This window comes from Rhizobium sp. LjRoot30 (assembly GCF_964253915.1).
Taxonomy (GTDB): domain Bacteria; phylum Pseudomonadota; class Alphaproteobacteria; order Rhizobiales; family Rhizobiaceae; genus Metarhizobium.
Window position 1 is genome coordinate 416,730 of record NZ_CAXUSG020000001.1, and the last position, 22,485, is coordinate 439,214.

18 protein-coding genes and 1 riboswitch are annotated in these 22,485 nt (G+C 62.0%); of the genes, 11 read left to right on the forward strand and 7 right to left on the reverse strand.

Annotated elements, in window-relative coordinates; genetic code table 11:
- The first annotated feature begins 33 nt into the window (after positions 1–33).
- Genes ACSQ3I_RS02125 through cydX form a run of 3 tightly spaced genes read left to right on the forward strand, consistent with a single transcriptional unit; the run spans position 34 to position 2,912 of the window.
- Positions 34–1,614, forward strand: coding sequence for a cytochrome ubiquinol oxidase subunit I (locus ACSQ3I_RS02125; protein WP_435995690.1), 1,581 nt, complete (start codon positions 34–36; stop codon positions 1,612–1,614).
- A 6-nt stretch (positions 1,615–1,620) separates the two neighbouring features.
- Complete coding sequence (gene cydB / locus ACSQ3I_RS02130; protein ID WP_435995691.1) at positions 1,621–2,775, forward strand: cytochrome d ubiquinol oxidase subunit II; 1,155 nt, start codon at positions 1,621–1,623, stop codon at positions 2,773–2,775.
- 14 nt (positions 2,776–2,789) lie between these two features.
- Complete coding sequence (cydX, locus tag ACSQ3I_RS02135) at positions 2,790–2,912, forward strand: cytochrome bd-I oxidase subunit CydX (protein ID WP_435995692.1); 123 nt, start codon at positions 2,790–2,792, stop codon at positions 2,910–2,912.
- Positions 2,913–2,924: 12 nt separating this feature from the next.
- Here cydX and ACSQ3I_RS02140 read toward each other — a convergent pair whose 3' ends face one another.
- Positions 2,925–3,737: an AraC family transcriptional regulator gene (locus ACSQ3I_RS02140; RefSeq protein ID WP_435995693.1), complete on the reverse strand. Its 813-nt coding sequence runs from the start codon at positions 3,735–3,737 to the stop codon at positions 2,925–2,927.
- A 118-nt stretch (positions 3,738–3,855) separates the two neighbouring features.
- Between ACSQ3I_RS02140 and ACSQ3I_RS02145 the strand changes: the two genes are divergently transcribed.
- The 3 genes from ACSQ3I_RS02145 (at position 3,856) to ACSQ3I_RS02155 (ending at position 8,302) form a co-directional block, all read left to right on the forward strand.
- Entirely contained in the window at positions 3,856–5,049 is a 1,194-nt protein-coding gene (locus ACSQ3I_RS02145) for an MFS transporter (RefSeq protein WP_435995694.1), read from the forward strand.
- Between the two features lie 155 nt (positions 5,050–5,204).
- Entirely contained in the window at positions 5,205–6,176 is a 972-nt protein-coding gene (locus ACSQ3I_RS02150) for a sugar-binding transcriptional regulator (RefSeq protein ID WP_435995695.1), read from the forward strand.
- Positions 6,177–6,247: 71 nt separating this feature from the next.
- Positions 6,248–8,302: a bifunctional aldolase/short-chain dehydrogenase gene (locus ACSQ3I_RS02155; RefSeq protein ID WP_435995696.1), complete on the forward strand. Its 2,055-nt coding sequence runs from the start codon at positions 6,248–6,250 to the stop codon at positions 8,300–8,302.
- A gap of 255 nt (positions 8,303–8,557) precedes the next feature.
- Here ACSQ3I_RS02155 and pgi read toward each other — a convergent pair whose 3' ends face one another.
- Both pgi and ACSQ3I_RS02165 read right to left on the reverse strand, forming a co-directional pair.
- Positions 8,558–10,183 carry a glucose-6-phosphate isomerase gene (gene pgi / locus ACSQ3I_RS02160; protein WP_435995697.1) on the reverse strand — a complete coding sequence of 542 codons (1,626 nt, stop codon included), beginning with the start codon at positions 10,181–10,183 and terminating at the stop codon, positions 8,558–8,560.
- Between the two features lie 151 nt (positions 10,184–10,334).
- A complete protein-coding gene (locus ACSQ3I_RS02165; protein WP_435995698.1) occupies positions 10,335–12,032 on the reverse strand; it encodes a long-chain-fatty-acid--CoA ligase in 1,698 nt (565 codons plus the stop codon).
- Positions 12,033–12,213: 181 nt separating this feature from the next.
- Here ACSQ3I_RS02165 and ACSQ3I_RS02170 point away from each other — a divergent pair, with 181 nt between their 5' ends.
- Together ACSQ3I_RS02170 and ACSQ3I_RS02175 are read left to right on the forward strand one after the other, a co-directional pair.
- On the forward strand, positions 12,214–12,606 hold the full coding sequence (locus ACSQ3I_RS02170; protein ID WP_435995699.1) for a PRC-barrel domain-containing protein: 393 nt from the start codon (positions 12,214–12,216) through the stop codon (positions 12,604–12,606).
- 168 nt (positions 12,607–12,774) lie between these two features.
- Positions 12,775–15,483: a bifunctional diguanylate cyclase/phosphodiesterase gene (locus ACSQ3I_RS02175; protein ID WP_435996259.1), complete on the forward strand. Its 2,709-nt coding sequence runs from the start codon at positions 12,775–12,777 to the stop codon at positions 15,481–15,483.
- A gap of 3 nt (positions 15,484–15,486) precedes the next feature.
- On the opposite strand, the gene ACSQ3I_RS02180 is transcribed toward ACSQ3I_RS02175, so the two are convergent.
- Together ACSQ3I_RS02180 and ACSQ3I_RS02185 are read right to left on the reverse strand one after the other, a co-directional pair.
- The gene (locus tag ACSQ3I_RS02180) at positions 15,487–15,990 is read right to left on the reverse strand and encodes a hypothetical protein (RefSeq protein WP_435995700.1); all 504 of its coding nucleotides are present in this window, start codon (positions 15,988–15,990) and stop codon (positions 15,487–15,489) included.
- Positions 15,991–16,096: 106 nt separating this feature from the next.
- Positions 16,097–16,618 (reverse strand): GcrA family cell cycle regulator, encoded by a 522-nt coding sequence (locus ACSQ3I_RS02185; RefSeq protein WP_435995701.1) that lies wholly within the window; start codon positions 16,616–16,618, stop codon positions 16,097–16,099.
- Positions 16,619–17,033: 415 nt separating this feature from the next.
- Here ACSQ3I_RS02185 and ACSQ3I_RS02190 point away from each other — a divergent pair, with 415 nt between their 5' ends.
- The 3 genes from ACSQ3I_RS02190 to ACSQ3I_RS02200 all read left to right on the forward strand — a co-directional run bounded on the left by ACSQ3I_RS02190 (position 17,034) and on the right by ACSQ3I_RS02200 (position 20,379).
- A complete protein-coding gene (locus ACSQ3I_RS02190; RefSeq protein WP_435995702.1) occupies positions 17,034–18,233 on the forward strand; it encodes an aspartate aminotransferase family protein in 1,200 nt (399 codons plus the stop codon).
- Positions 18,234–18,254: 21 nt separating this feature from the next.
- Positions 18,255–19,172: an ornithine carbamoyltransferase gene (gene argF, locus ACSQ3I_RS02195; RefSeq protein ID WP_435995703.1), complete on the forward strand. Its 918-nt coding sequence runs from the start codon at positions 18,255–18,257 to the stop codon at positions 19,170–19,172.
- Between the two features lie 220 nt (positions 19,173–19,392).
- Positions 19,393–20,379 (forward strand): Hsp33 family molecular chaperone, encoded by a 987-nt coding sequence (locus tag ACSQ3I_RS02200; RefSeq protein WP_435995704.1) that lies wholly within the window; start codon positions 19,393–19,395, stop codon positions 20,377–20,379.
- Positions 20,380–20,493: 114 nt separating this feature from the next.
- Here the strand turns inward: ACSQ3I_RS02200 and apaG are convergent, their stop codons facing one another.
- Positions 20,494–20,886, reverse strand: coding sequence for a Co2+/Mg2+ efflux protein ApaG (apaG, locus tag ACSQ3I_RS02205; RefSeq protein WP_435995705.1), 393 nt, complete (start codon positions 20,884–20,886; stop codon positions 20,494–20,496).
- A gap of 218 nt (positions 20,887–21,104) precedes the next feature.
- Positions 21,105–22,289, reverse strand: coding sequence for an O-succinylhomoserine sulfhydrylase (locus ACSQ3I_RS02210; protein WP_435995706.1), 1,185 nt, complete (start codon positions 22,287–22,289; stop codon positions 21,105–21,107).
- A gap of 45 nt (positions 22,290–22,334) precedes the next feature.
- Positions 22,335–22,413: riboswitch (SAM riboswitch) on the reverse strand.
- Positions 22,414–22,485 lie beyond the last annotated feature (72 nt).

Here is a 22,485-nt window from a genome sequence, read left to right on the forward strand (position 1 = left end):
TCTTGCACCCCGTGGGGCCATGGGAGAAAGACTATGGAACTCGACATCGTCGACTTATCGCGATTTCAATTCGCACTGACTGCGCTTTATCACTTTCTGTTCGTCCCCCTGACGCTCGGGCTCTCGGTCCTGCTGGCGATCATGGAAACCGTCTATGTCATGACCGGCCGCCAGATCTGGCGGCAGATGACGAAGTTCTGGGGCACCCTGTTCGGGATCAATTTCGTGCTGGGCGTCGCCACCGGCCTCGTCATGGAATTCCAGTTCGGCATGAACTGGAGTTACTACAGCTATTATGTCGGCGACATTTTTGGCGCGCCCTTGGCGATCGAGGGCCTGATGGCCTTCTTCCTCGAGGCGACCTTCGTCGGACTGTTCTTCTTCGGCTGGGACAAGCTCTCCAAGGTCGGCCATCTCGTCGCCACCTGGGCGGTGGCGCTCGGCTCGAATTTTTCGGCGCTGTGGATCTTGATCGCCAACGGCTGGATGCAGAACCCGGTCGGCTCGGCGCTCAATCCGCAGACCATGCGTATGGAAATCACCAGTTTCTACGACGTGGTGTTCAACCCGGTGGCGCAGGCGAAATTCGTCCATACGGTCTCGGCCGGTTATGTCTGTGCTTCCATTTTCGTGCTCGGCGTTTCGGCCTGGTACGTACTCAAGGGCCGGCATATCGAGCTTGCCAAGCGTTCGATGACGGTCGCCGCCTCCTTCGGCCTTGCCGCTTCGCTGTCGGTGGTGGTGCTCGGCGATGAGAGCGGCTACCTCGCCACCGAAAACCAGAAGATGAAGCTCGCCGCCATCGAGGCGATGTGGGAAACGGAACCGGCACCGGCTGCCTTCACCGCCTTCGGCTTCCCGGACCAGGAAGCGCGCGAAACCCACTTCGCGGTGCATATCCCCTGGGCCATGGGCCTGATCGGCACCCGCTCGCTGACGACGGTCATCCCGGGCATCGACCAGCTCGAACTGAAGGCGGAAGAACGCATCCGCGACGGCATAAAGGCCTATGACGCGCTGACGAAGATCCGTGCGACGCCCATCAACACCGAAGTTGCCGCCGATGTCCGCACCTCCTTCGAAGACCTTGGCCACAATCTCGGTTATGCGCTGCTGCTGAAGCGCTACATCGACGATCCGCGCCAGGCGACGGACGAGCAGATCCGCCAGGCGGCGATGGACACCATCCCGCATGTGCCGACCCTGTTCTTTGCGTTCCGCATCATGGTCGGGCTCGGCATGTTCTTCATCCTGCTCACCGCCACCTTCTTCTGGCTTTCGGCACGGCGGCAGCTCGATCGTTATCCGCTGTTGCTGAAGGTGGCCGTCTTTGCCATCCCGCTGCCCTGGATCGCCATCGAGGCCGGCTGGATCGTCGCCGAGATCGGCCGCCAGCCGTGGGTGATCGAAGGCGTGCTGCCGACGGCCATGGCCGTCTCCAGCCTTGGCGCCGGCACGGTGCTGTTCACCATCGTCGGTTTTGCCGCGCTCTATACCGTGCTGATCGTCGTCGAGATGACGCTGATGATCAAGGCGATCAAGCAGGGTCCGGAACCGGACCACGAACCGGAAGCCAAGCTCATCTCGGAAACCATCGTCCCGGCCGCGGAGTGACCAGCCATGATCCTGCACGAACTCATCGATTATGAAACCCTGCGCTTCATCTGGTGGCTGCTGCTCGGCGTGCTGCTGATCGGTTTTGCCGTCACCGACGGTTTCGATCTCGGCGTCGGCACGCTTCTGCCCTTCGTCGCCAAGACGGATACGGAGCGGCGCATCGCCATCAATACCATCGGCCCGGTCTGGGAAGGCAACCAGGTCTGGCTCATCCTCGGCGGCGGCGCCATTTTCGCCGCCTGGCCGCCGCTCTACGCCGTCTCCTTCTCCGGTTTCTACCTGGCGATGTTCGCGATCCTCTTTGCGCTCATCCTGCGGCCGGTCGGCTTCAAGTACCGCTCGAAGCGCGACAGCGCCCGCTGGCGCAACAATTGGGACTGGGCGCTGTTCGTCGGCGGTTTCGTGCCGTCGCTGATCTTCGGTGTCGCTGTCGGCAATGTGCTGCAGGGCGTGCCCTTCCGTTTTGCCGACGACATGCGGATCTTCTACGAAGGCTCGTTCTTCGGCCTGCTCAATCCCTTCGCGCTGCTCTGTGGCCTGCTGTCGGTTTCCATGCTGATCATGCACGGTTCCGCTTGGCTGGCGTTGAAGGCAAGCGGTCCGGTGGCGGAACGCGCCGGCCGTTTCGGCAGCGTCGCGGCATTGGTCACCATCGTGCTCTTCGCCCTCGGCGGCCTTTGCCTCTGGGCCGGCGTCGATGGCTATCGCATCACCAGCGAGATTAGCACGGCCGGCCCCTCTAATCCGCTGTTCAAGACGGTCGCGACCGAAAGCGGCGCCTGGTTCGCCAATTATTCCGCCCGTCCCTGGTTGTGGCTGGCGCCGGCCTTCGGTTTCCTCGGCGCGCTCGCCGCCTTCTTCGGCCTGCGTGCCCGGCGCGAAGTCTCGACGCTTCTGTTCAGCAAGCTGTCGATCTTCGGCATCATCTCGACGGTCGGCGTCTCGATGTTCCCGTTCATCCTGCCGTCGTCGCTCGATCCGCGCTCCAGCCTCACCGTCTGGGATGCCTCGTCCAGCCACCTGACGCTGTTCATCATGCTGGCGGTCACGACGTTCTTCCTGCCGATCATCGTTGTCTATACCAGCTGGGTCTACAAGGTGCTCTGGGGCAAGGTCGACGAGGCTTCTGTCACCGAAAAGGGCGGTCACGCTTACTGAGAAAGGAGAAGATTATGTGGTATTTTGCCTGGATCCTCGGCCTGCCCCTGGCCGCCGCCTTCGCCGTGCTCAACGCCATGTGGTACGAGCTGATGGACGATCAACGCAAGAAGACGGCGGAACCACCGAAGGAATGACGCAACAGCCCGTCAGTGCTGCATCGAATAGGAGCGCGGTGATGTTCCGAGCATGCGCTTGAACATCGTCGTGAAGGCCGGCACGCTCTCGTATCCCGCTTCCAGCGCCACGTGGGTGACCGGCCAGCCCTCCGCCAGCTTCGGCAGGCTTGCGAAGACGCAGGCCTGCTGTCGCCAGGTGACGAAGCTCAGGCCCGTTTCCTCGCGGAACAGCCGGGTGAAGGTCCGTCGGCTCATCGCCAGGTTTTCCGCCCAGTCGTCGATGCGCGCATCCGGCGCCGGATTGCGCAGGTAGCGGCGGCAAAGGTCCGCCAGCCGTTCATGCAGGGGGAAGGGCAGGCCGAGCGGCCGTTCCGGCAGGCTCTCCATTTCCTCCAGCAACAGGGCATAGACCAGCTTCGCCTTGCCGTGGCCTGCCGGCGCCTCGCGCAGCTTCAAGGCCTCCAGCAACAGGCTGCGGGCCAGATCGGTCACTTCAAGGACCTTCGGCGCCTCCGGCACGGATTGGCCCTCCCGCGGCGAAATGTAGATCGAGCGCATCGAGACGTCGCTCAACATTTCCACGGCATGCGCAAGGCCGCGCGGGATCAATAGCGCATGGCCTGGCGGGATCATCCACCGGCCGTTTTCGGTCGCCACCAGCACGACGCCGCGAAAGACGCAGAGGATCTGCGTGCGGCGGTGATGATGCACCGGCACGGTATAACCGGTGGGGATCTCGGTGCTGTGCACCAGCACTTCCGCCTCCGACTGCTCCATCCACGCCAGATTGCGATAGTGGTCGTCGTTCAGCGCGGAGAGCGTTTTGGCAGCGAGCTTTTCCATTTTTGGCCCAATCGCGAAAGAATTGGACCAAAACACAAAAGCAGGCCAGTGGCAAGGCAGGTAGAAAGCCGTGGTTGAATGTCCGCGACAACAAGCGGAATCACGGAGGAAATAGACTATGGCGGTTGTTGCCGGCACCGAGGCCCGGTTCGAGAAGACGACGTTTTCCATTCTGGTGGCGGTAAGCGTCTGCCACATGCTCAACGACATCATGCAGTCGTTGCTGGCGTCGCTTTATCCGATCTTCAAGGAAAACTATAATCTCGACTTCATCCAGATCGGCCTGCTGACGATGACCTTCCAGGTCACGGCGTCGCTGCTGCAGCCGGTCGTCGGCATGGTGACGGACCGCTGGCCGATGCCGTTTTCGCTGCCGGTCGGCATGGGCAGCACGCTGGTCGGCCTGCTGCTGCTCGGTTATGCCGATAGTTTCGCCCTGCTGCTCATCGCCTCCAGCCTGATCGGCTTCGGCTCGGCGATCTTCCATCCGGAATCCTCGCGTGTCGCACGCCTTGCTTCCGGCGGTCGCCACGGCTTTGCGCAGTCGCTCTTCCAGGTCGGCGGCAATGCCGGCTCGGCTATCGGTCCGCTGCTCGCCGCCTTCATCGTGCTGCCGCTCGGCCAGCATACGGTTGCCTGGTTCTCGGCCATCGCCATGCTCGGCATGGTGATCCTGACCTGGGTCGGCAACTGGTATGCCGCTCATCGCCGCGCTTCGGCGAGCAAGGGCGCGCCGAGCCGTGCCCTGCCGCTGCCGCAGAACAAGGTCGTCCTCGCCTTCCTGCTGCTGGTGCTGCTGACGGCGACCAAGAACGTCTACATGGCCAGCCTGTCGAGCTACTTCACCTTCTATGTCATCGACAAGTTTGCCCTTTCGGTTCGCGATGCGCAGTTGATGTTGTTCCTGTTCCTCGGTTCGGCCGCCGTTGGCACTTTCCTCGGCGGACCGATCGGCGATCGTTTCGGCGCCCGCTTCGTCATCTGGTTCTCGATCCTCGGCGTCATCCCGTTTGCGTTGCTTTTGCCTTACGCCAATCTGCAGTGGACGATGATCCTCGTCGTGCTCATCGGCCTGATCTTCGCGTCGGCATTCTCCGCAATCGTCGTCTTCGCCCAGGAATTGGTACCGGGCCGCGTCGGCATGATCGCCGGCATCTTCTTCGGATTTGCGTTCGGTTTCGGTGGCCTGGGGGCTGCCGCGCTCGGTGGTTTTGCCGATACGCACGGCATCGAGTTCGTCTACCGCCTGTGCTCCTACCTGCCGCTTTTAGGGCTGCTGACCGTCTTCCTGCCGCGTATTCCGCGTCACTGACCGCAATCGCCACAGCGATACCGCCTCCACCGCCAGCCAGCCATGTGCGTAAGCCATGGCTGGTTTTTCTATGGGTGCTTTTCTTTCGCCAGAGCGGTTTGACTTTTGTCAGCGCCCGTGAATAATGTCGAAAGACTTTTTCTTGAGGACGTTTCATGCCCATCCGGCCCGCCGACCAGATCATGCACAAAGCCGCCTGGCTTTATTATACGCATGGTCTGAGGCAGGATGAAGTGGCCAAGCATCTGGACATTTCCCGCGCTTCCGTTGCCATGTACCTGCGCCGCGCCCGTGAAAACGGTGTCGTCACCATCTCCACCTCGACGCAGCTTTTTGCCGAAGACGTTTTGGCACGCGAGCTTGAGGATGCCATCGGATTGAAGGGTGTGTGGATCGTTCCGGAAGACCGGCAGGCCATGGACCCGGCCTCGGAAATGCCGGTGGTCGCCGCAGCTGTCTTCCTCGAACTGATCAACAAGGGAGACAGGATCGGCGTCGCCTGGGGCCGCACGGTCTATCATATCGCCGACGTCATGCCCAATGCCGACCTGCAGGACGTGACCGTCGTGCAGCTCTGCGGCAATCTCGGTGCGCCCTACAACTACCGGCCGGACCAGTGCACGACGGAAATCGCCCGCCGGCTGAACGCCGAGGGCATCAACATCTATGCGCCGCTGGTGCTGAGCTCCGAAGAACTTGCCACGGCACTGCGCAACGAGCCCGTCATCCGTGAGCAGCTGGCATCGATTTCCGATTGCAACCTCGTGCTTTATTCCGTTGGCGGCTGCGAGAGCGACAGCCACCTGGTGCGCTGCGGCGCCTTGACGGCGGACGAGATGCAGGCGCTTGCAGAAGCCGGCGCCGGCGGCGTCATCGCCGGGCAGGTTATCGACCGCAACGGCCAGCGCATGGATTGCGCCCATAATCGCCGCTGCATTTCCGCCGATCTGTCTTCGATCCGTTCCATCCCCAAGCGGATGATGGTGGTCGAGGAGGATGCGAAATTCGAACCGCTGGTCTCGGCATTGAACGGAGGCTTCGTCTCCCATCTCGTCGTCACCGCCAGCATGGCAAGACGCCTGCTGGACCGCTGGACCGTCAGCGGCAACCGACGCGTGGCGGAGTAGCCGCCGGGCAAACAATCATCATCCGCCCGGCCGGTCCGGGCCTTTCAAACTTCATGAGGGAGGAATTCGACGTGGAGAATCTCTGGAAAGACAGTGACGCGGAAGCCATGGTGGCGGCCTATGCCGCAAAGGGCATCAACCGCGATCTCGCCTTACGCACCTATACGACCCGCCTGCTCGGCGGCGAGCCGCGCCTCGTGCTGCATGGTGGCGGCAATACCTCCGTCAAGACCACGGTCAAGGATCTCGTCGGCGACGAATGGGATGTGCTCTGCGTCAAGGGCAGCGGCTGGGACATGGGTATCATCGAGCCCGCCGGCCTGCCGGCTGTCAAGATCGATCCGCTCCTCAAGGCCCGCAAGCTCGAAAAACTTTCCGACGAGGACATGGTGACACTGCAGCGCGCCAACCTGATCGACCCCGCCTCGCCGAACCCCTCTGTGGAAGCGCTGCTGCACGCCTTCATCCCGCACAAATTCGTCGATCACACCCATTCGACCGGCGTTCTGGCGATTGCCGACCTCGCCGACAGCGACAAGCGCAGCCGCGAAGTGTTTGGTCCGAAGATGGGCTATGTGCCCTACGTCATGCCGGGCTTCGACCTCGCCAAGCTCGCTGCCGAAGTCTTCGATCAGGACCCGACCGTCGAAGGCCTGATCCTCGACAAGCACGGCATCTTCACCTTCGGCGCCACCGCCAAGGAAGCCTACGACCTGATGATCCACTACGTCACGGTCGCCGAAGATTATGTCCGCGCCAACGGCAAGAACCCGTTCACGCCGGTCACCCTGCCGGCCAATCTGGCCAAGCCGAACGATATCTCTCCGATGCTGCGCGGCGCCGTTGCCGTATCGAAGGGCGAGGGCCGTTACGACCGCATGGTCAGCGAGTTCCGCACCTCGCCGGATATCCTCGCCTTCGTCAATGCGGCTGAGGTAGAGGATATGGCCCGCCGCGGCGTGTCGACGCCGGATCTTTCGATCCGCATCAAGACCGGGCCGATGGTTCTGCCGGCACCGGACGCCGGCAATCTTGCCGACTACAAAAAGGTGATTGCCGAGCGCACCGCCGGTTTCGTCGAGGACTATACCAACTACTTCAAGGCCAATGACGGCCGCGGCGGCGTCAAGAAGATCATGCTCGACCCGATGCCGCGCCTGACACTGGTGCCCGGCCTCGGCCTGTTCGGCCACGGCCGTACGCTGAAGGACGCCAAGATCGCCGCCGACGTCGCCGAGACCTGGATCGAGACGGCCCGCGATGCCGAATCCGTCGGCACCTTCGAGCCGGTGAGCAAGCCGGATCTGTTCGAGCTGGAATACTGGTCGCTGGAGCAGGCCAAGCTGGCCGGCGCCAAGCCGAAGCCGTTTACCGGCCAAGTGGCCGTCGTCACCGGCGGTGCCGGCGCCATTGGCGCGGCCATTGCCAAGGCGTTCGCCCGTGAAGGCGCGCATGTGGTGGTGCTCGATCTCGACGGCGCCAAGGCGGCGGAATCGGCCAAGGCCGCCGGCAACCAGTCGATCGGCGTCGGTTGCGACGTCACCGATCCGGCCTCGGTGCGTGCCGCCTTCGACAAAGCGGTCGAAACCTATGGCGGCGTCGACATCGTCATCTCCAATGCCGGCGCTGCCTGGGAAAGCCCGATCGCCACGATGGACGATGCCCTGTTGCGCAAGAGTTTCGAACTCAACTTCTTCTCGCACCAGACGGTGGCGCAGAATGCCGTGCGCATCATGAAGGAGCAGGGTACCGGCGGCGTCCTCCTGTTCAACGCTTCCAAACAGGCGGTCAATCCGGGCGCCAAGTTCGGCGCCTATGGCCTGCCGAAGGCGGCAACGCTGTTCCTGTCGCGCCAGTACGCGCTTGAGCACGGCGCCGACCACATCCGCGTCAACGCCGTCAATGCCGACCGTATCCGCTCTGGCCTGCTGAACGACGAGATGATCGCCAACCGCGCCGCCGCCCGCGGCCTCTCGGTCAAGGACTATATGGGCGGCAACCTGCTCGGCCTCGAAGTGACGGCCGACGACGTGGCGCAGGCGTTCGTTCACCATGCGCTGGCCGAACGGACCACAGCGGACGTGACGACCGTCGATGGCGGCAACATTGCCGCGGCGATGCGGTAAGACCTTCTTGAGGTTGGCGCCGGCCCCTCATCCGCCTGCCGGCACCTTCTCCCCGTTTTGACGGGGAGAAGGGGATATGCCGCACCGTTTTGCCTGGCTTTGACCTTGGGTGGGGCACGTCCCCTCTCCCCGCGTGCGGGGAGAGGGTTAGGGTGAGGGGCAGGTACCATCGCATGCCGTCGACACCGCGGCTAAACCCATCAAAAAAGCGGGGCCTCCCAGCCCCGCTCCATCATCCCAATATGCCAGCCAAACCTACTTCGCGGCCTTTGCCAAAGCCGCGACCAGCCCCTGCGTCGAGGAGTCGTGTCCTGCAGCACTTTCCTTGCCCTCCACGACCGGCAGCAGTCCCGTCGCCAGTTCCTTGCCGAGTTCGACGCCCCACTGGTCGAAGGAGTTGATGCGGAAGAGCACGCCTTCGACGAAGACGCGGTGCTCGTACAACGCGATCAGCCGGCCGAGCGCGAACGGTGTCAGTTCGTCGTAGACGAAGGTGATCGACGGGCGGTTGCCGGTGAAGACGCGATGCGGCGCGATGAAATCCGCCTTTTTGTCATCCATGCCCTTGGAGGTGAGCTGCGCCTTCGCTTCCGCCAGCGTCCGGCCCTTCATCAAGGCTTCCGATTGCGCCAGGCAGTTGGCCATCAAGAGCTGGTGCTGGTGGCGCAGTTCCGGCTCGAAGCCATTGGCGGCGATCATGAATTCCGCCGGGATGACGCTCGTGCCCTGGTGGATCAGCTGGTAGAAGGCGTGCTGGCCATTGGTGCCGGGCTCGCCCCAGACGACCGGGCCGGAATTGCCATCGACCGGCGTGCCGTCGATGGTGACGCCCTTGCCGTTCGATTCCATGTCGAGCTGCTGCAGATAGGCCGGGAAGCGCGACAGGCGCTGGTCGTAGGGCAGGATCGCCCGCGTCGGGTAACCCAGCACGTTGCGATGGTAGAAGCCGATGAGGCCGAGCAGCAGCGGCAGGTTCTTCTCCGCCGGCGCCGTGCGGAAATGCGTGTCGATCGCATGCGCGCCGTCGAGGAAACGGCCAAAATCTTCCGGGCCGACGGCGATCATCAGGGGCAGGCCGATGGCCGACCAGATCGAGTAGCGGCCGCCGACCCAGTCCCAGAAGCCGAAGATGCGGTCGCTGGCGATGCCGAAGGCATCGACCTTGTCGAGCGCGGTGGAGACGGCGGCGAAATGGTGCTTGACGGCGTCTTCGCCGAGCGCTGCCGCGATGAAGTTGCGCGCCGTCTGCGCATTGGTCATCGTCTCGATGGTGGTAAACGTCTTCGAGGCGATGATGAACAGCGTCGTTTCGGCAGAGAGCAGTTTGAGCGTGTCGGCAATATGGGCGCCGTCGATGTTGGAGACGAAATGCAGCCGCGGGCCGTCATGGAAGGGGGCGAGCGCCAGCGTCGCCATCACCGGGCCGAGATCCGAGCCGCCGATGCCGATATTGACGACATCGGTGATCGCCTTGCCGGTAGCACCCTTCAACTCGCCAGAGCGGATGCCGTCGGCAAAGGCGCCCATGGCGGCAAGCACCTCGTTGACATCGGGCATGACGTCCTTGCCGTCAACCAGCACCGGCGTGTTGCCGCGGTTGCGCAGCGCGGTGTGCAGAACGGCGCGGTTTTCGGTGAAGTTGATCGCCTTGCCGGTAAACATCTCCTCGCGCTTTTCAGCGACGCCGCCCTTTTCGGCAAGCTCAAGCAGAAGGGCAAGAATCTTGTCGTTCACCGCCGTCTTCGAATAATCCATCAACAGATCGTCCAGCGAGACGCTGAAGCGGGCAAACCGCTCGGCATCGGCCGCGAAGGCGGCACGAATGTCCGTGGCGCTGGTTTCCGCGGCAGTTTTTTTCAATTGTTCGACGATCGCTTGCATGGTGATGGCTCCTTGGCGAGGTCCATGGAATGGTTGCGGAAACTAGTCGTATTCGCCACGGCAAATCAAGTTCGGCCCCTGTCGAAACGCAAAAATCTGCGCCGTGACACGGCGTGTTAGCTCAGGCCGCTGACATGAGGATGACGGGCGGTCACCGCAGGTTCTTGCGCAGGATCTTTCCAACGGGCGATTTGGGCAGTTCGGTGCGGAACTCGACGAAGCGCGGCCGCTTGTAGTTGGTCAGGTTGGCCGTGCAATGGGTCTTCACGTCGGCTTCCGTCAGCGCCTGGTCCTTCTTGACGATGTAGAGTTTCACCGCCTCGCCGGAATGTTCGTCGGGAACGCCGATGGCAGCCACTTCCATCACGCCCGGCATCATCGCCACCACTTCCTCGATTTCGTTCGGATAGACGTTGAAGCCGGAAACGAGGATCATGTCCTTCTTGCGGTCAACGATCTTGGTATAGCCGTCGGGCGTCATGAACCCCATGTCTCCGGAGCGGAAGTAGCCGTCGGGCGTCATCACCTTGGCGGTTTCGTCCGGTTTCTGCCAGTAGCCGGCCATTACCTGCGGGCCGCGAATGCAGATCTCGCCCATCATGCCGAGCGGCAGGTCGTTGCCGGCATCGTCGCGAATGGCGATGTCCGTCGAGGGCAAGGGCAAGCCGATCGAGCCGGTGAACTCGCTGGAATCGAAACGGTTGGCGGTGGCGACGGGCGAGGTCTCGGACAGGCCGTAACCTTCGGTGATCGTCGTGCCGGTTCGCTCGAACCAGCGTTCCGCGACCGGACGCTGCACCGCCATGCCGCCGCCGAGCACGAGGATCATCGAGGAAAAATCGATCTTCGGAAAATTCGGGCAGTTCATCATCGCGTTGAACAGCGTGTTGAGGCCCGGAAAGATGTGGAACTTGTATTTGCGCATCTCGGAAACGAAGGCCGGGATGTCGCGCGGATTGGCGATCAGCACATTGTGCCCGCCGACCGAAAGGCCCATCAGCGAATTCACCGTCAAGGCGAAGATGTGGTAGAGCGGCAGGGCGCAGACGAAGCGCAGGGTTTCCGGCTGCGGTGTCTTGCGGAAGGCCGCCCGCAGCCAGAGAATGATCTGGTCCTTGTTGGCGAGCAGGTTGGCATGCGTCAGCACCGCGCCCTTGGAAACCCCCGTCGTGCCGCCGGTATATTGCAGGAAAGCGATATCGTTTCCGGTGAGCGCAACAGGTTTCAATGGCAGTTTTTCGCCTGCCTGCAGGATGTCGGGAAAGCGGTGGTGGCCGGCGATCGACCAAGCCGGAACGAGTTTCTTCACCTTGCGGACGATGAAATTGACGAGGGCGCCCTTGAGGCCGAGCATGTCGCCCATGCTGGCGACGACCACATGCTTGACGGCAGTGCGCGGCAGGACCTGTTCGACCGTATGGGCGAAGTTTTCAAGCACGAAGATCGCCTTGGCGCCGGCGTCGTTCAGCTGGTATTCCAGTTCCCGCGGCGTATAGAGCGGGTTGATGTTGACGACCACCAGTCCTGCCCGCAGGATGCCGTAGACTGCGATGGGGTTCTGCAGGATGTTGGGCATCATCACGGCGACGCGGTCGCCCTTTTGCAGGCCGGTGGATTGCAGCCAGGCGGCGATCTTGTGGGTATGGACCTCCAGCTCGCGGAAGGTCAGGTCCTTGCCCATGCTGGTGAAGGCAATCCGCGGGGCATAAAGCTTGCAGTTCTTTTCCAGGAGGTCGGCAACCGAGGTCTCTTTCGGCGGCACGATGTCGGCTGGAATCATGCTCGGGTAGGAGGCAAGCCAGGGTTTTTCCATCGGAATGACGGTTCCTGGGCTGGAAATCTCGCTCATGCTGCCTCGCTCCCTGTCATGCCTGTGTCCATGTCCCGGAAAGTCCTCCCTTTCCAAGGCCAGCTTAGGCGATTGCCGCCAAGGTGCAAGTCCCGCGGATTTGACACAAGACAGGAACCTTCTGCGTCCCGCCACGTTAAACCATTGTCGAATAACACATCATGAACAAAGGAGCAGTGCCATGCTGCACGAAAATCCGCCACTGCGCCAGGACCCGACCATCCGCGAAACCCGTTCGCTGATCGCCAGCGACAAGGTGGAAGGAACGGCGGTATACGGCGCCGACGGCAAGCATATCGGCGCCATCGAGCGCGTCATTCTTGAAAAACGCGGTGGCAAGGTCGCTTATGCCGTGTTGAGCTTCGGCGGCTTCCTGGGATTTGGCGACGATTATTATCCGCTGCCATGGGAAAAGCTCACCTATGACGAGAGCCTGAATGGTTACCGCGTTGACCTGACCCGCGAGCAGATCGAGAACGCTCCCCGCTTCCGGGATGAGAACGACGATAGCTGGTATGGTGAAAAGGACCGCCGTATCTACGATTATTACGGAATTCCGCCTTATTGGATGTAATCCGTCCGACGATGATTGCAATTCTTGCCCCGCTTTCAGCGGGGCTTTGCGTATTGAAGCAACTGTAGCTACCGATATTTGCGACGACGGTATAATGATGGGCGGAATTTTAAGATTTCCTTGAAATAGATTGCGGTGCACAGCGATTGGATCTTCGGCATGACGGCAATGGAGACGCGAGCGACGGGCTCTTTCGGCAAGGCGTTGAAACAAGCGTCCAATTGGCCTTATATGCCTGCTGTCATCGTTTTCGTGATGGTCATGCTGTGCGCCTGGTTCGCCGACAGCCAGAAACGTCATATCACGCAGGAATATCTGCGCTCCTCCGTTACCGAACAACTCAGCCTCATTCGCGCCCGGCTTGAAGGCAAGATCAACGGCAACGTCCAGCTCGTGCAGGGCCTCGTCGCGATGATGGAGATGGAATCGTCGATCGATCAGGACGTGTTTGCGCAGCTGACGGAGCGCATCCTGCGCAACGATACCCAGATCCGCCATATCGCCGCGGCGCCGGATCTCGTCATCCGCATGATTTATCCGATCAAGGGCAATGAAAGGCTCATCGGCTTCGACTATCGGGAAAACCTTGCCCAGAGTGGACCTGCGCTGCGGGTTCGCGATACAGGTCAACTCATCATCACCGGGCCGGTGAAGCTAATACAGGGCGGCACCGCCCTGATCGCACGTTATCCGGTCTTCGTCGATACGCCGCTGCACGAGCACAAGTTCTGGGGGCTTGTCTCCGCCGTCATCGATCTAGACCGGCTTTTCCGTGATGTCGGGCTTCTTGCCGAAGACCTACCGATCGACATCGCCCTGGCGAGCAACGATGCGGCCGGCCAGTACGGCGTGCCTTTTTTCGGCGATGCTCAGACATTTCAGGACAGGCCGGTGGACATGAGCGTGCAGCTCGGCCGCGAGACATGGCGGATGGGAGCTGTTCCCAAGGGCGGCTGGAACCAGCTTCCGCCTGACATCTGGACCTTCCGCCTGCTGATCGCGCTCGTCGGCGTCGTTGTTCTGGCGCCGATGATCTGGGGCGGGCGGCTTATGAGCGAACGCCAGCGCAACATCGTCGCCTTGCAGCAGCGCAAGGATGAACTCAAGGAAATCTCGCAGCGACTGGAAATCGCCATCAAGGCATCCAAGATCGGCATATGGGAACTCGATGTGAAAACCAACCGTCTCCTCTGGGACGAGCGGATGCACGAGATCTACGATTTGCCGCAGGATCAGGCGAACGGTGACAGCAGCGATTGGAAAAATGCGCTCCATCCGGAGGATACCGAGAGGAGCGAGCAGGAGTTCTTGTTGACATTCGAGGGCAAGAACTATGAGGACGAATTCCGGCTGTTGCTGAAAAGCGGCGAGGTACGCCATGTCCGTGCGATCGGCGTGGGCTACGTCAACGGCGATGGTGACCAGAAGATCATCGGCGTCAATTGGGACGTGACGAATGATATTCTGCTCCAGGACGAGCTGCGCGAGGCAAAGCGCCGGGCCGAACAGCACAATGGCGAGCTTGAGGAAGCGCGCCGGCAGATGGAATACAATTCCCTGCACGACGCCCTGACGCATCTTCCGAACCGCCGGTTTCTCGACCAGCTCCTGTCGGAAAAGGCAGCCAACGCCGCAATGAGGCAGCCGCTGACCATCCTGCATATCGACCTCGATCGTTTCAAGGAAATCAACGACACGCTCGGCCACGCGGCCGGCGACGAAATTCTCAAGCATGTCGCCGGACTGCTGACGGCGCACCTGCCGGCACGCGATTTCGTGGCGCGCATCGGCGGCGACGAATTTGTCGTGGTTTCCGAGGTGCCCAACGAGAGCGGCTACTACGAAACCCTGTCGCGGCAGATCATCGACGCGTTCAGTACGCCGATCCTGTTCGAAGGCCATGAATGCCGCGCCGGCGCCAGCATCGGCATTGCCTCGGAGGGCGACGGCAGCGAACGGCTCGAACAACTGCTGGTCGATGCCGACATCGCGTTGTACGAGGCGAAACGCAAGGGCCGCAATCGCAGCGAGTTCTTTACCGACACGCTGCGTTCCTCGGTCATCCACACCAAGCAGACGGCCGACGAAATCCTCCGCGGCCTGGATGCGAACGAATTCATCGCCTATTTCCAGCCGCAGTTCGATGCCCACACGCTGGAGATCAGTGGCGTCGAGGCCCTGGTGCGCTGGGACCATCCCGGCAAGGGCATCATGCCGCCCTTCTCCTTCCTGAAGATCGCCGAAAGCCTGAATGTCGTCTCCAGGCTGGACGAGATCGTCCTCGAGCAGGCGCTTCTCCACTTCCGGCAATGGGCGATCAACGACCTCGATATCCCGAAGGTTTCGGTCAACATCTCGGCACAACGCCTGCACGACCAGAACCTCTTCAACCGCTTGTCCGGTCTCGGTATCCGGCCCGGGTCGGTCTGTTTCGAGCTTCTGGAGTCCATCTCCTTCGACGAACACGACGAATTGCTGATCGGCAATATCCAGAAGCTGAAGGAACTCGGCATCGATATCGAGATCGACGATTTCGGCACCGGTCACGCCTCGATCATCAGCCTGCTGAAATTGACGCCGCGGCGGCTGAAGATCGACCGGCAGCTGATCCGGCCCATCCTGCAATCGACGACGGGGCGCCAACTCGTCGAGTCGATCATCGATATCGGCCAGGCTTGCGGCATCGAAATCGTCGCCGAAGGGGTGGAAAGCATGGCGCATGCGGCCTTGCTGCGGGACCTCGGCTGTCACCACCTGCAGGGATACGCCTTTGCCCGGCCGATGAGCGGCCCGGATTTCCTCGATTTCGCCCGCCAGAGAAACTGGCTGAAGGAATGGGAAAGCAGCCGGCCCGATCTTCTGAAGTTGCCGGCCTGAGCCTCATGCCGAAGGCAGCGGCCGGCTGCGATGCGTGCGATAGAGGCCAAAGGCGCCGCCGGCAAGCAGCGCCAGCCCGACATAGATCGTCGCCAGCCCGCGTCCGCGACGTGCGGCATGTGCCGCATCGAAGGAGAGCAGGACCCTGCCGTTCAGGATGGCCTCGTAGACGATACCCGCATGGGGATCGATGAGGAAATGCACCGTCTCCTTGGGGCCGACATAATCTAACCCTTCCACCCAGTTTCCGCGGGGCGGCGTGACCAGCCACGCGTTCCTGCCGCTTCGCAGCCCGATATGCTGAACGCGGTAACTGACGCTTCCGCGTCGCCGGGTTTCTTCCACCAGTTCGAGGGAGACGGAGGGCGGGCCGACCTGCTCCACCGCGAGGAGGTCGGCGCGGGCGGGCGGCAGCATGTTGCAGCCGCCGACCGGCATGAAAATACCGGCAAGCATGAGGCCGCCGCACATCAGTGTCGGCCAGACCTGATTTTCCTCCTGCGCCATCCGTGAACTCCGCCGCCTATCCCGGATACGCTATCGCAACGAAAAACGCGCAGAAAGCATCCCTTCTGCGCGCAACGTATTTCGAAAACGATTTATTCGTGCCGGCTCAGCGTGCCTTGCGGCGTTCGGCCACCGGCTGGTAGGCGAGACGCTGGTGATAGGTGCAATAGGGCGAGCTGTCGGGAGACTCGCCGCCGCAGAAATGGAAATCGTCCTTGAGCGGATCGCCGACCGGCCACTTGCAGGTGCGCTCCGTCAGTTCCGTCAGGCCCAGGCGGCGGGAAATCGGCACGACGACATTGCTCTTGGAAACGTACCGGGTCTCTTCGACGCCCTCGACTTCCATTTCCTCGTGAACCATTGTTGCGCCGGCGGGGCGGGCAACGGTCCGGGTGGCAACGCGCGGCGTAAAGCTCGGCGCACGCGGTGCTGTCGGCGTTCTCTTCGGGGTGCGTGCGCTCGCGGGCGCGCTGCCGGCCTTGGCGCGGCCGGGCAGGTTGAGCCGGTGGACCTTGCCGATGACGGCGTTACGGCTGACGCCGCCAAGCTGTGCGGCGATCTGGCTCGCGCTCAGCCCTTCGGACCACAGCTTCTTTAGTTTCTCGACACGCTCGTCTGTCCAGTTCATGCTTCTCTCCGCCGTCGCGTTCCAATTGATGGCAGAATCCATCCTCGTGCCCCGGATCATCTCCGGAGCGGAACGCTTCAATACTTTTGGTGACTAGTTCCGCCGCATGCAGTCTAGTAATTGAACTTTAACCTAGTGTGAGGCTGACTCCGTGACAAGAGTCGCCGGAATCATCCGGAATCGATTTCGCGGTTTTCCCCAACTTGCTCGACAAGCGAGTCAATTTTGCAACGGTTGCAGCATCGCTCCAGGGTTGCAACCGGCATGCTCTTCCGCCGGCCTTCAGGCCGCAGTTTGGTTGACATCCGGCGGGTAAATGGAGATAGTGCAGCGCCGCCGAAAGGCGGCATTTTTGATTTTAAGATCCGGTCGGATCGCAAGACCGTCCATGCTCTTCTGAAGGAGTGCAGCGCTCATGGCACAGGCCACGCCGCTTTTTGAGACCTACAACCGCATTCCGCTGCGTTTCGAACGCGGCGAGGGGGTATGGCTGATCACCGAGGACGGCGAGCGTTATCTCGATTTTGCGGCGGGCATCGCGGTCAATGCGCTCGGCCATTCCCACCCGCATCTGGTCGAGACCCTGAAGACGCAGGGCGAGAAGCTCTGGCACCTCTCCAATCTCTACGAGAGCCCCGGCCAGGAGAAACTTGCCGACCGGCTGACGGCCAACACCTTCGCCGATAAGGTGTTCTTCACCAATTCGGGCGCCGAGGCACTGGAATGCGCCATCAAGACGGCGCGGCGTTATCAATATGCCAAGGGCCGCCCCGAGCGGTTCCATATCATCACCTTCGAGGGCGCCTTCCACGGCCGCACGCTCGCCACCATCGCCGCCGGCGGCCAGGCGAAATATCTTGAAGGTTTCGGTACCAAGGCCCCGGGCTTCGACCAGGTGCCGTTCGGCGATCTCGACGCCGTCAAGGCGGCCATCACCGAAGCGACCGCCGGTATCCTGATCGAGCCGGTGCAGGGCGAGGGCGGTATCCGTTCGGCCAGCCCCGAGTTTCTGCGGGCTCTGCGCAGTCTCTGCGACGAACACGGCCTGCTGTTGATTTTCGACGAGGTCCAGTGCGGCGTCGGCCGTACCGGCAAACTCTTCGCTTATGAATGGCCGGGCATCGCTCCCGACATCATGGCGGTGGCCAAGGGCATCGGCGGCGGCTTTCCGCTCGGCGCCTGCCTTGCAACCGCCGATGCCGCGTCCGGCATGATCGCCGGCACCCACGGCACCACCTATGGCGGCAACCCGCTGGCCATGGCGATCGGCAACGCCGTTCTCGACGTCGTGCTGGAAGAGGGTTTCCTCCAGCATGTCAGCGATGTTGCCCTCGTCTTCCGCCAGGGCCTCGCCTCGCTCAAGGACCGTTTCCCGGACATCATCGAAGATGTCCGTGGCGAAGGCCTGATGCTTGGCATCAAGGCGCGCGTGCCGTCGGGCGAATTGCTGCTGGCGATGCGTGACCAGCATATCCTCGGCGTGCTGGCGGGCGACAATGTCATCCGCCTGCTGCCGCCGCTGACCACCACGGCGGAAGAGGCCCGCGAGGGGCTTGCGCGCATCGAGCGTGCCGCCGGCAAACTGCAACAGGAAAACCTCAAGAAATCCGCTTGATACTGGATACAGGACGATAAAATGGCAGCTCCGAAGCATTTCCTCGATCTCTCGGCCATGACGGCGACCGATCTGCGCAGCATTATCGACGATGCCCGCGTTCGAAAAGCCGCCTCCAAGGCCGGAACCGCGGACAAGCCGCTTCAGGGCAAGATGCTGGCGATGATCTTCGAAAAGCCGTCGACGCGCACGCGTGTTTCCTTCGATGTCGGCATGCGCCAGCTCGGCGGTGAGACGATCTTCCTGTCGGGCACCGAAATGCAGCTCGGTCGCGCCGAGACGATCGGTGATACGGCAAAGGTCCTGTCGCGTTACGTCGACGCCATCATGATCCGCACGACGGACCACAACCGGCTGATCGAGCTGGCCGAGCATGCCACCGTACCTGTCATCAACGGTCTCACGGACGATACGCATCCCTGCCAGATCATGGCCGACATCATGACCTTCGAGGAGCATCGCGGCCCGGTCGCCGGCAAGACCATCGCCTGGACCGGTGACGGCAACAACGTGCTGCACTCCTTCGTCGAGGGGGCGGCCCGTTTCGGTTATCGCATGAACATGGCGGTGCCGCTGGGTTCCGAGCCGAACGACCGGATCCTCAACTGGGCACGTGAAAACGGCGGCGACATCATGCTGTGCCATGATGCCGACCGCGCCGTCGAGAATGCCGATTGCGTCGTCACGGACACATGGATTTCCATGAACCTGGAACACAAGGCGCGCGGACACAATGTCTTCCAACCGTTCCAGGTCAATCCCGCGCTGATGAAGAAGGCGAACCCGCAGGCGCTGTTCATGCATTGCCTGCCTGCCCATCGCGGCGAAGAGGTGACCGACGAGGTAATCGACGGGCCGCAGTCCGTGGTGTTCGACGAAGCCGAAAACCGCATGCACGCGCAGAAATCGGTTCTCGCATGGTGCCTGGGCGCGTTGTAATTCCGGCCGTCGGCACGGAGCCGATTTTTTGACACCCGGCGCTTGACCGGGCGGCGCAACGATACCACTTAGGGCATTGCCGGCGAACAAAGGTTTTCCGGCAAAGCCCCATCTTTTTGTTTCACGCAATTCCGGACGGAAAACCGTTCCGCGCTTCTCCTGGAATTGCTCCAGCAGACTTCATCCGGCGGTCACGACCGCCGTGTAAGGAGTATTCATCATGGCAGTATCTGCTACCGAACTGGGCGAATTCGGTTTCGCCGGAGACGACCGCGTTGTGCCCTTCCAGGTGGAAGGCCTCGACGTGCGCGGCCGCGCGGTCCAACTCGGCCCCATTCTCGATACGATCCTCGCCCGTCACGACTATCCACTGCCGGTTGCCAAGCTGCTTGCCGAAACGATTGTGCTGACGGTGCTGATCGGCACTTCGCTGAAGTTCGAGGGCAAGTTCACGGTGCAGACCAAGGGCGACGGACCGGTGGATTTGCTCGTCGTCGATTTCAGGACGCCCGAGAGCGTGCGCGCCTACGCCCGTTTCGACGAAGCGGCGCTGCAGGAGGCGGTTGCCGCCGGACGCACCGAGCCGCAGCAGCTGCTCGGAACGGGCATCCTTGCCTTCACCATCGATCAAGGCGGTTTCACGCAGCCCTACCAGGGCATCGTGCCGCTGGACGGCTCCAGCCTCGAAGAGATCGCCGGCGTCTACTTCCGCCAGTCGGAGCAGATCCCGACCCGTGTCCGCCTTGGTGTTGCGGAACTCTACGAGCGGGATGCTGATGGTAAGTCGCATCATCACTGGCGTGCCGGCGGATTGATCGCGCAGTTCCTGCCGCAGGCTCCGGAGCGCATGCGCCAGCTCGACCTGCACGGTGGTGACGGCGACACGTCGCATCCCGGCGGGGTCGAGGACGACCTGTGGGCCGAAGCGCTAGTGCTGGTGGAGACGATCGGCGCCTATGAACTGACCGACCCGCAGGTCGGCAGCGAACGGCTGCTCTATCGCCTCTTCCACGAGCGCGGGGTCCGCGTGCACGAGCCGCAGGCCGTGCATGACCGCTGCAGTTGTTCGCGGGATCGCATCAAGGGCGTGCTGCAGGGCCTCTCCGCCGAAGAGATCGAAGGCAGCATCGAGGATGGACGGATTTCCGTTTCCTGCGAATTCTGCTCGACCACCTACCACTACGAGCCGACGGAATTTTCCCTGTAACGGTTTCGCCATTGCACTTCGATCGGCCAATCGTCTGGATTGGCCGATGCCTGCCCAGCTCTTTGCCGAATGAAGGCCGCTTTCAGGCGGCAGGTGCGCGCGGATATCTCGCGGTCAGTTCAACGTCCGTGCCAGGCCGGGGGAATCCAGGGAAAATGCCGGAATGGTGACGTCGAAGAGTTCGCCGTCGTCGGTTTCCATCTGGTAGCGACCGAACATCATGCCTGACGGCGTGTCGAGCGGGCAGCCGGAGGAATATTCGTAGGTATCGCCGGGTTCCAGGCGCGGCTGTTCGCCGACGACGCCGGGGCCGCTGACCTCGTCGACCTGGCCGTTCTGGTCGGTGATGTGCCAGTAGCGGTTCAGCAGCCGGACGCTGTCTTTCGAGTGGTTGGAAATGACGATGCGATACGCCCAGACATAGCGGCTATCCTCCGGATCGGATTGCTCCTCCAGATAGAATGGTTCGACAACCACCTCTATGTCCCTTGTCAGGGCGCGATACATGCCCACACCTTTACTCAATACGCGTCTGCGATGTCTTGCCGTCAGTGCGACGGCTACGAAAATGGTTTTACGCCATTCTCGTATTGTTTTGAACCACTTCGGCGCCATTATGGCCGGTAAAGGTTAATATTGGTAGATATATCGCATCGCCGATGCGCCGGCGGGATGCCGGCGCATGCGGTTTTATGGCGAATCCAGCCGCTCTGTGCGGCTCCGGCTCAGGCCGAAACGCGCGACAGCGCCTGCTCGAAATCGGCGAGCAGGTCGTCGGTATCCTCGATGCCGGCGGACAGCCGGACCGTCCCGGCGGAGATGCCGAGTTCGGCGCGTGCCTCGTCCGTCAGGTTCTTGTGCGTCGTCGTCGCCGGATGGGTGATCAGGCTCTTGGCGTCGCCGAGATTGTTGGAGATCTTCACCACCTGCAGGGCATTCTGCAGCTGGAAGGCCGCTTCCTTGCCGCCCTTCAGTTCGATCGCCACCAGCGTCGAGCCGCCACTCATCTGCTTGGCGATGATATCCGCCTGCGGGTGGTCCTTGCGGCCGGGATAGATGACCTTGGCGATTTCCTTGTGGTCCGCCAGGAAATCGGCGATCCGTGCGGCACTCTCCGTCTGCTGCTTGACGCGCAGCGGCAGGGTTTCAAGCCCCTTCAGCAGCGTCCAGGCGTTGAACGGCGACATGGCCGGGCCGGTGTGGCGGAAATAGTCGTGCAGGTTCTCGTCGATCCACTGCTTGTCGGACAGAACGATGCCGCCCAGGCAGCGGCCCTGGCCGTCGATGTGCTTGGTGGCGGAATAGATCACCACATGCGCGCCAAGCTCCAGCGGCTTCTGGAAGAGCGGCGTGGCAAAGACGTTGTCGACGACAAGCTTGGCGCCGACCTGGTTGGCAAGTTTGGCAACGCCGGCGATGTCGATGACCTCAAGCGTCGGGTTGGTCGGGCTTTCCAGGAAGAACACCTTGGTGTTCGGGCGGATCGCCTTTTCCCAGTTGGCGAGGTCGCGGCCGTCCACCAGCGTGCATTCGATGCCGTATTTTGGCGCCAGCGTATCGACCACCCAGCGGCAGGAGCCGAACAGGGCGCGGGCGGCAACGATATGGTCGCCGGCCTTCACCTGGCAGAGGATGGCGGATGAAACCGCAGCCATGCCGGAGGCCGTCGCGCGCGCATCTTCGGCGCCTTCCAGCGCGCACATGCGCTTCTCGAACATGTCGTTCGTCGGGCTGCCGTAACGCGCGTAGATGAAGCCGTCCGTCTCGCCCTTGAAGCGGGCTTCGGCCGCTTCGGCGGTGTCGTAGACGAAGCCCTGGGTCAGGAAGATTGCTTCCGACGTCTCACCGTGCTGGGAGCGCTGTGTGCCGCCGTGGACGAGTTGTGTTGCCGGGCGCCATTTGTTGCTCATGCCGTCATCACTTTCCAAAACAAAAAAACCGGTCGCGAAAGCGAACCGGTTTTGCACCCGGTCCTTTTAGCCACTTGTTTAACGTGGCTGCAAGCCGACCGGCCAAATCACCACGGGATAAAGCTCTGAATACTGCCGATCCCGGCTTGCGTCAATTCCTCGAGTTTGATTTTGTCGGCGCCAAAAGGAAAGAGGC

What these genes read in the sequence shown, in the direction of transcription:
- ACSQ3I_RS02125 (WP_435995690.1), top strand. Translation starts at nt 34, where the DNA reads ATGGAACTCGACATCGTCGACTTATCGCGATTTCAATTCGCACTGACT.
- cydB (WP_435995691.1), top strand. Translation starts at nt 1,621, where the DNA reads ATGATCCTGCACGAACTCATCGATTATGAAACCCTGCGCTTCATCTGG.
- cydX (WP_435995692.1), top strand. Translation starts at nt 2,790, where the DNA reads ATGTGGTATTTTGCCTGGATCCTCGGCCTGCCCCTGGCCGCCGCCTTC.
- ACSQ3I_RS02140 (WP_435995693.1), bottom strand. Translation starts at nt 3,737, where the DNA reads ATGGAAAAGCTCGCTGCCAAAACGCTCTCCGCGCTGAACGACGACCAC.
- ACSQ3I_RS02145 (WP_435995694.1), top strand. Translation starts at nt 3,856, where the DNA reads ATGGCGGTTGTTGCCGGCACCGAGGCCCGGTTCGAGAAGACGACGTTT.
- ACSQ3I_RS02150 (WP_435995695.1), top strand. Translation starts at nt 5,205, where the DNA reads ATGCCCATCCGGCCCGCCGACCAGATCATGCACAAAGCCGCCTGGCTT.
- pgi (WP_435995697.1), bottom strand. Translation starts at nt 10,183, where the DNA reads ATGCAAGCGATCGTCGAACAATTGAAAAAAACTGCCGCGGAAACCAGC.
- ACSQ3I_RS02165 (WP_435995698.1), bottom strand. Translation starts at nt 12,032, where the DNA reads ATGAGCGAGATTTCCAGCCCAGGAACCGTCATTCCGATGGAAAAACCC.
- ACSQ3I_RS02170 (WP_435995699.1), top strand. Translation starts at nt 12,214, where the DNA reads ATGCTGCACGAAAATCCGCCACTGCGCCAGGACCCGACCATCCGCGAA.
- ACSQ3I_RS02175 (WP_435996259.1), top strand. Translation starts at nt 12,775, where the DNA reads ATGGAGACGCGAGCGACGGGCTCTTTCGGCAAGGCGTTGAAACAAGCG.
- ACSQ3I_RS02180 (WP_435995700.1), bottom strand. Translation starts at nt 15,990, where the DNA reads ATGGCGCAGGAGGAAAATCAGGTCTGGCCGACACTGATGTGCGGCGGC.
- ACSQ3I_RS02185 (WP_435995701.1), bottom strand. Translation starts at nt 16,618, where the DNA reads ATGAACTGGACAGACGAGCGTGTCGAGAAACTAAAGAAGCTGTGGTCC.
- ACSQ3I_RS02190 (WP_435995702.1), top strand. Translation starts at nt 17,034, where the DNA reads ATGGCACAGGCCACGCCGCTTTTTGAGACCTACAACCGCATTCCGCTG.
- argF (WP_435995703.1), top strand. Translation starts at nt 18,255, where the DNA reads ATGGCAGCTCCGAAGCATTTCCTCGATCTCTCGGCCATGACGGCGACC.
- ACSQ3I_RS02200 (WP_435995704.1), top strand. Translation starts at nt 19,393, where the DNA reads ATGGCAGTATCTGCTACCGAACTGGGCGAATTCGGTTTCGCCGGAGAC.
- apaG (WP_435995705.1), bottom strand. Translation starts at nt 20,886, where the DNA reads ATGTATCGCGCCCTGACAAGGGACATAGAGGTGGTTGTCGAACCATTC.
- ACSQ3I_RS02210 (WP_435995706.1), bottom strand. Translation starts at nt 22,289, where the DNA reads ATGAGCAACAAATGGCGCCCGGCAACACAACTCGTCCACGGCGGCACA.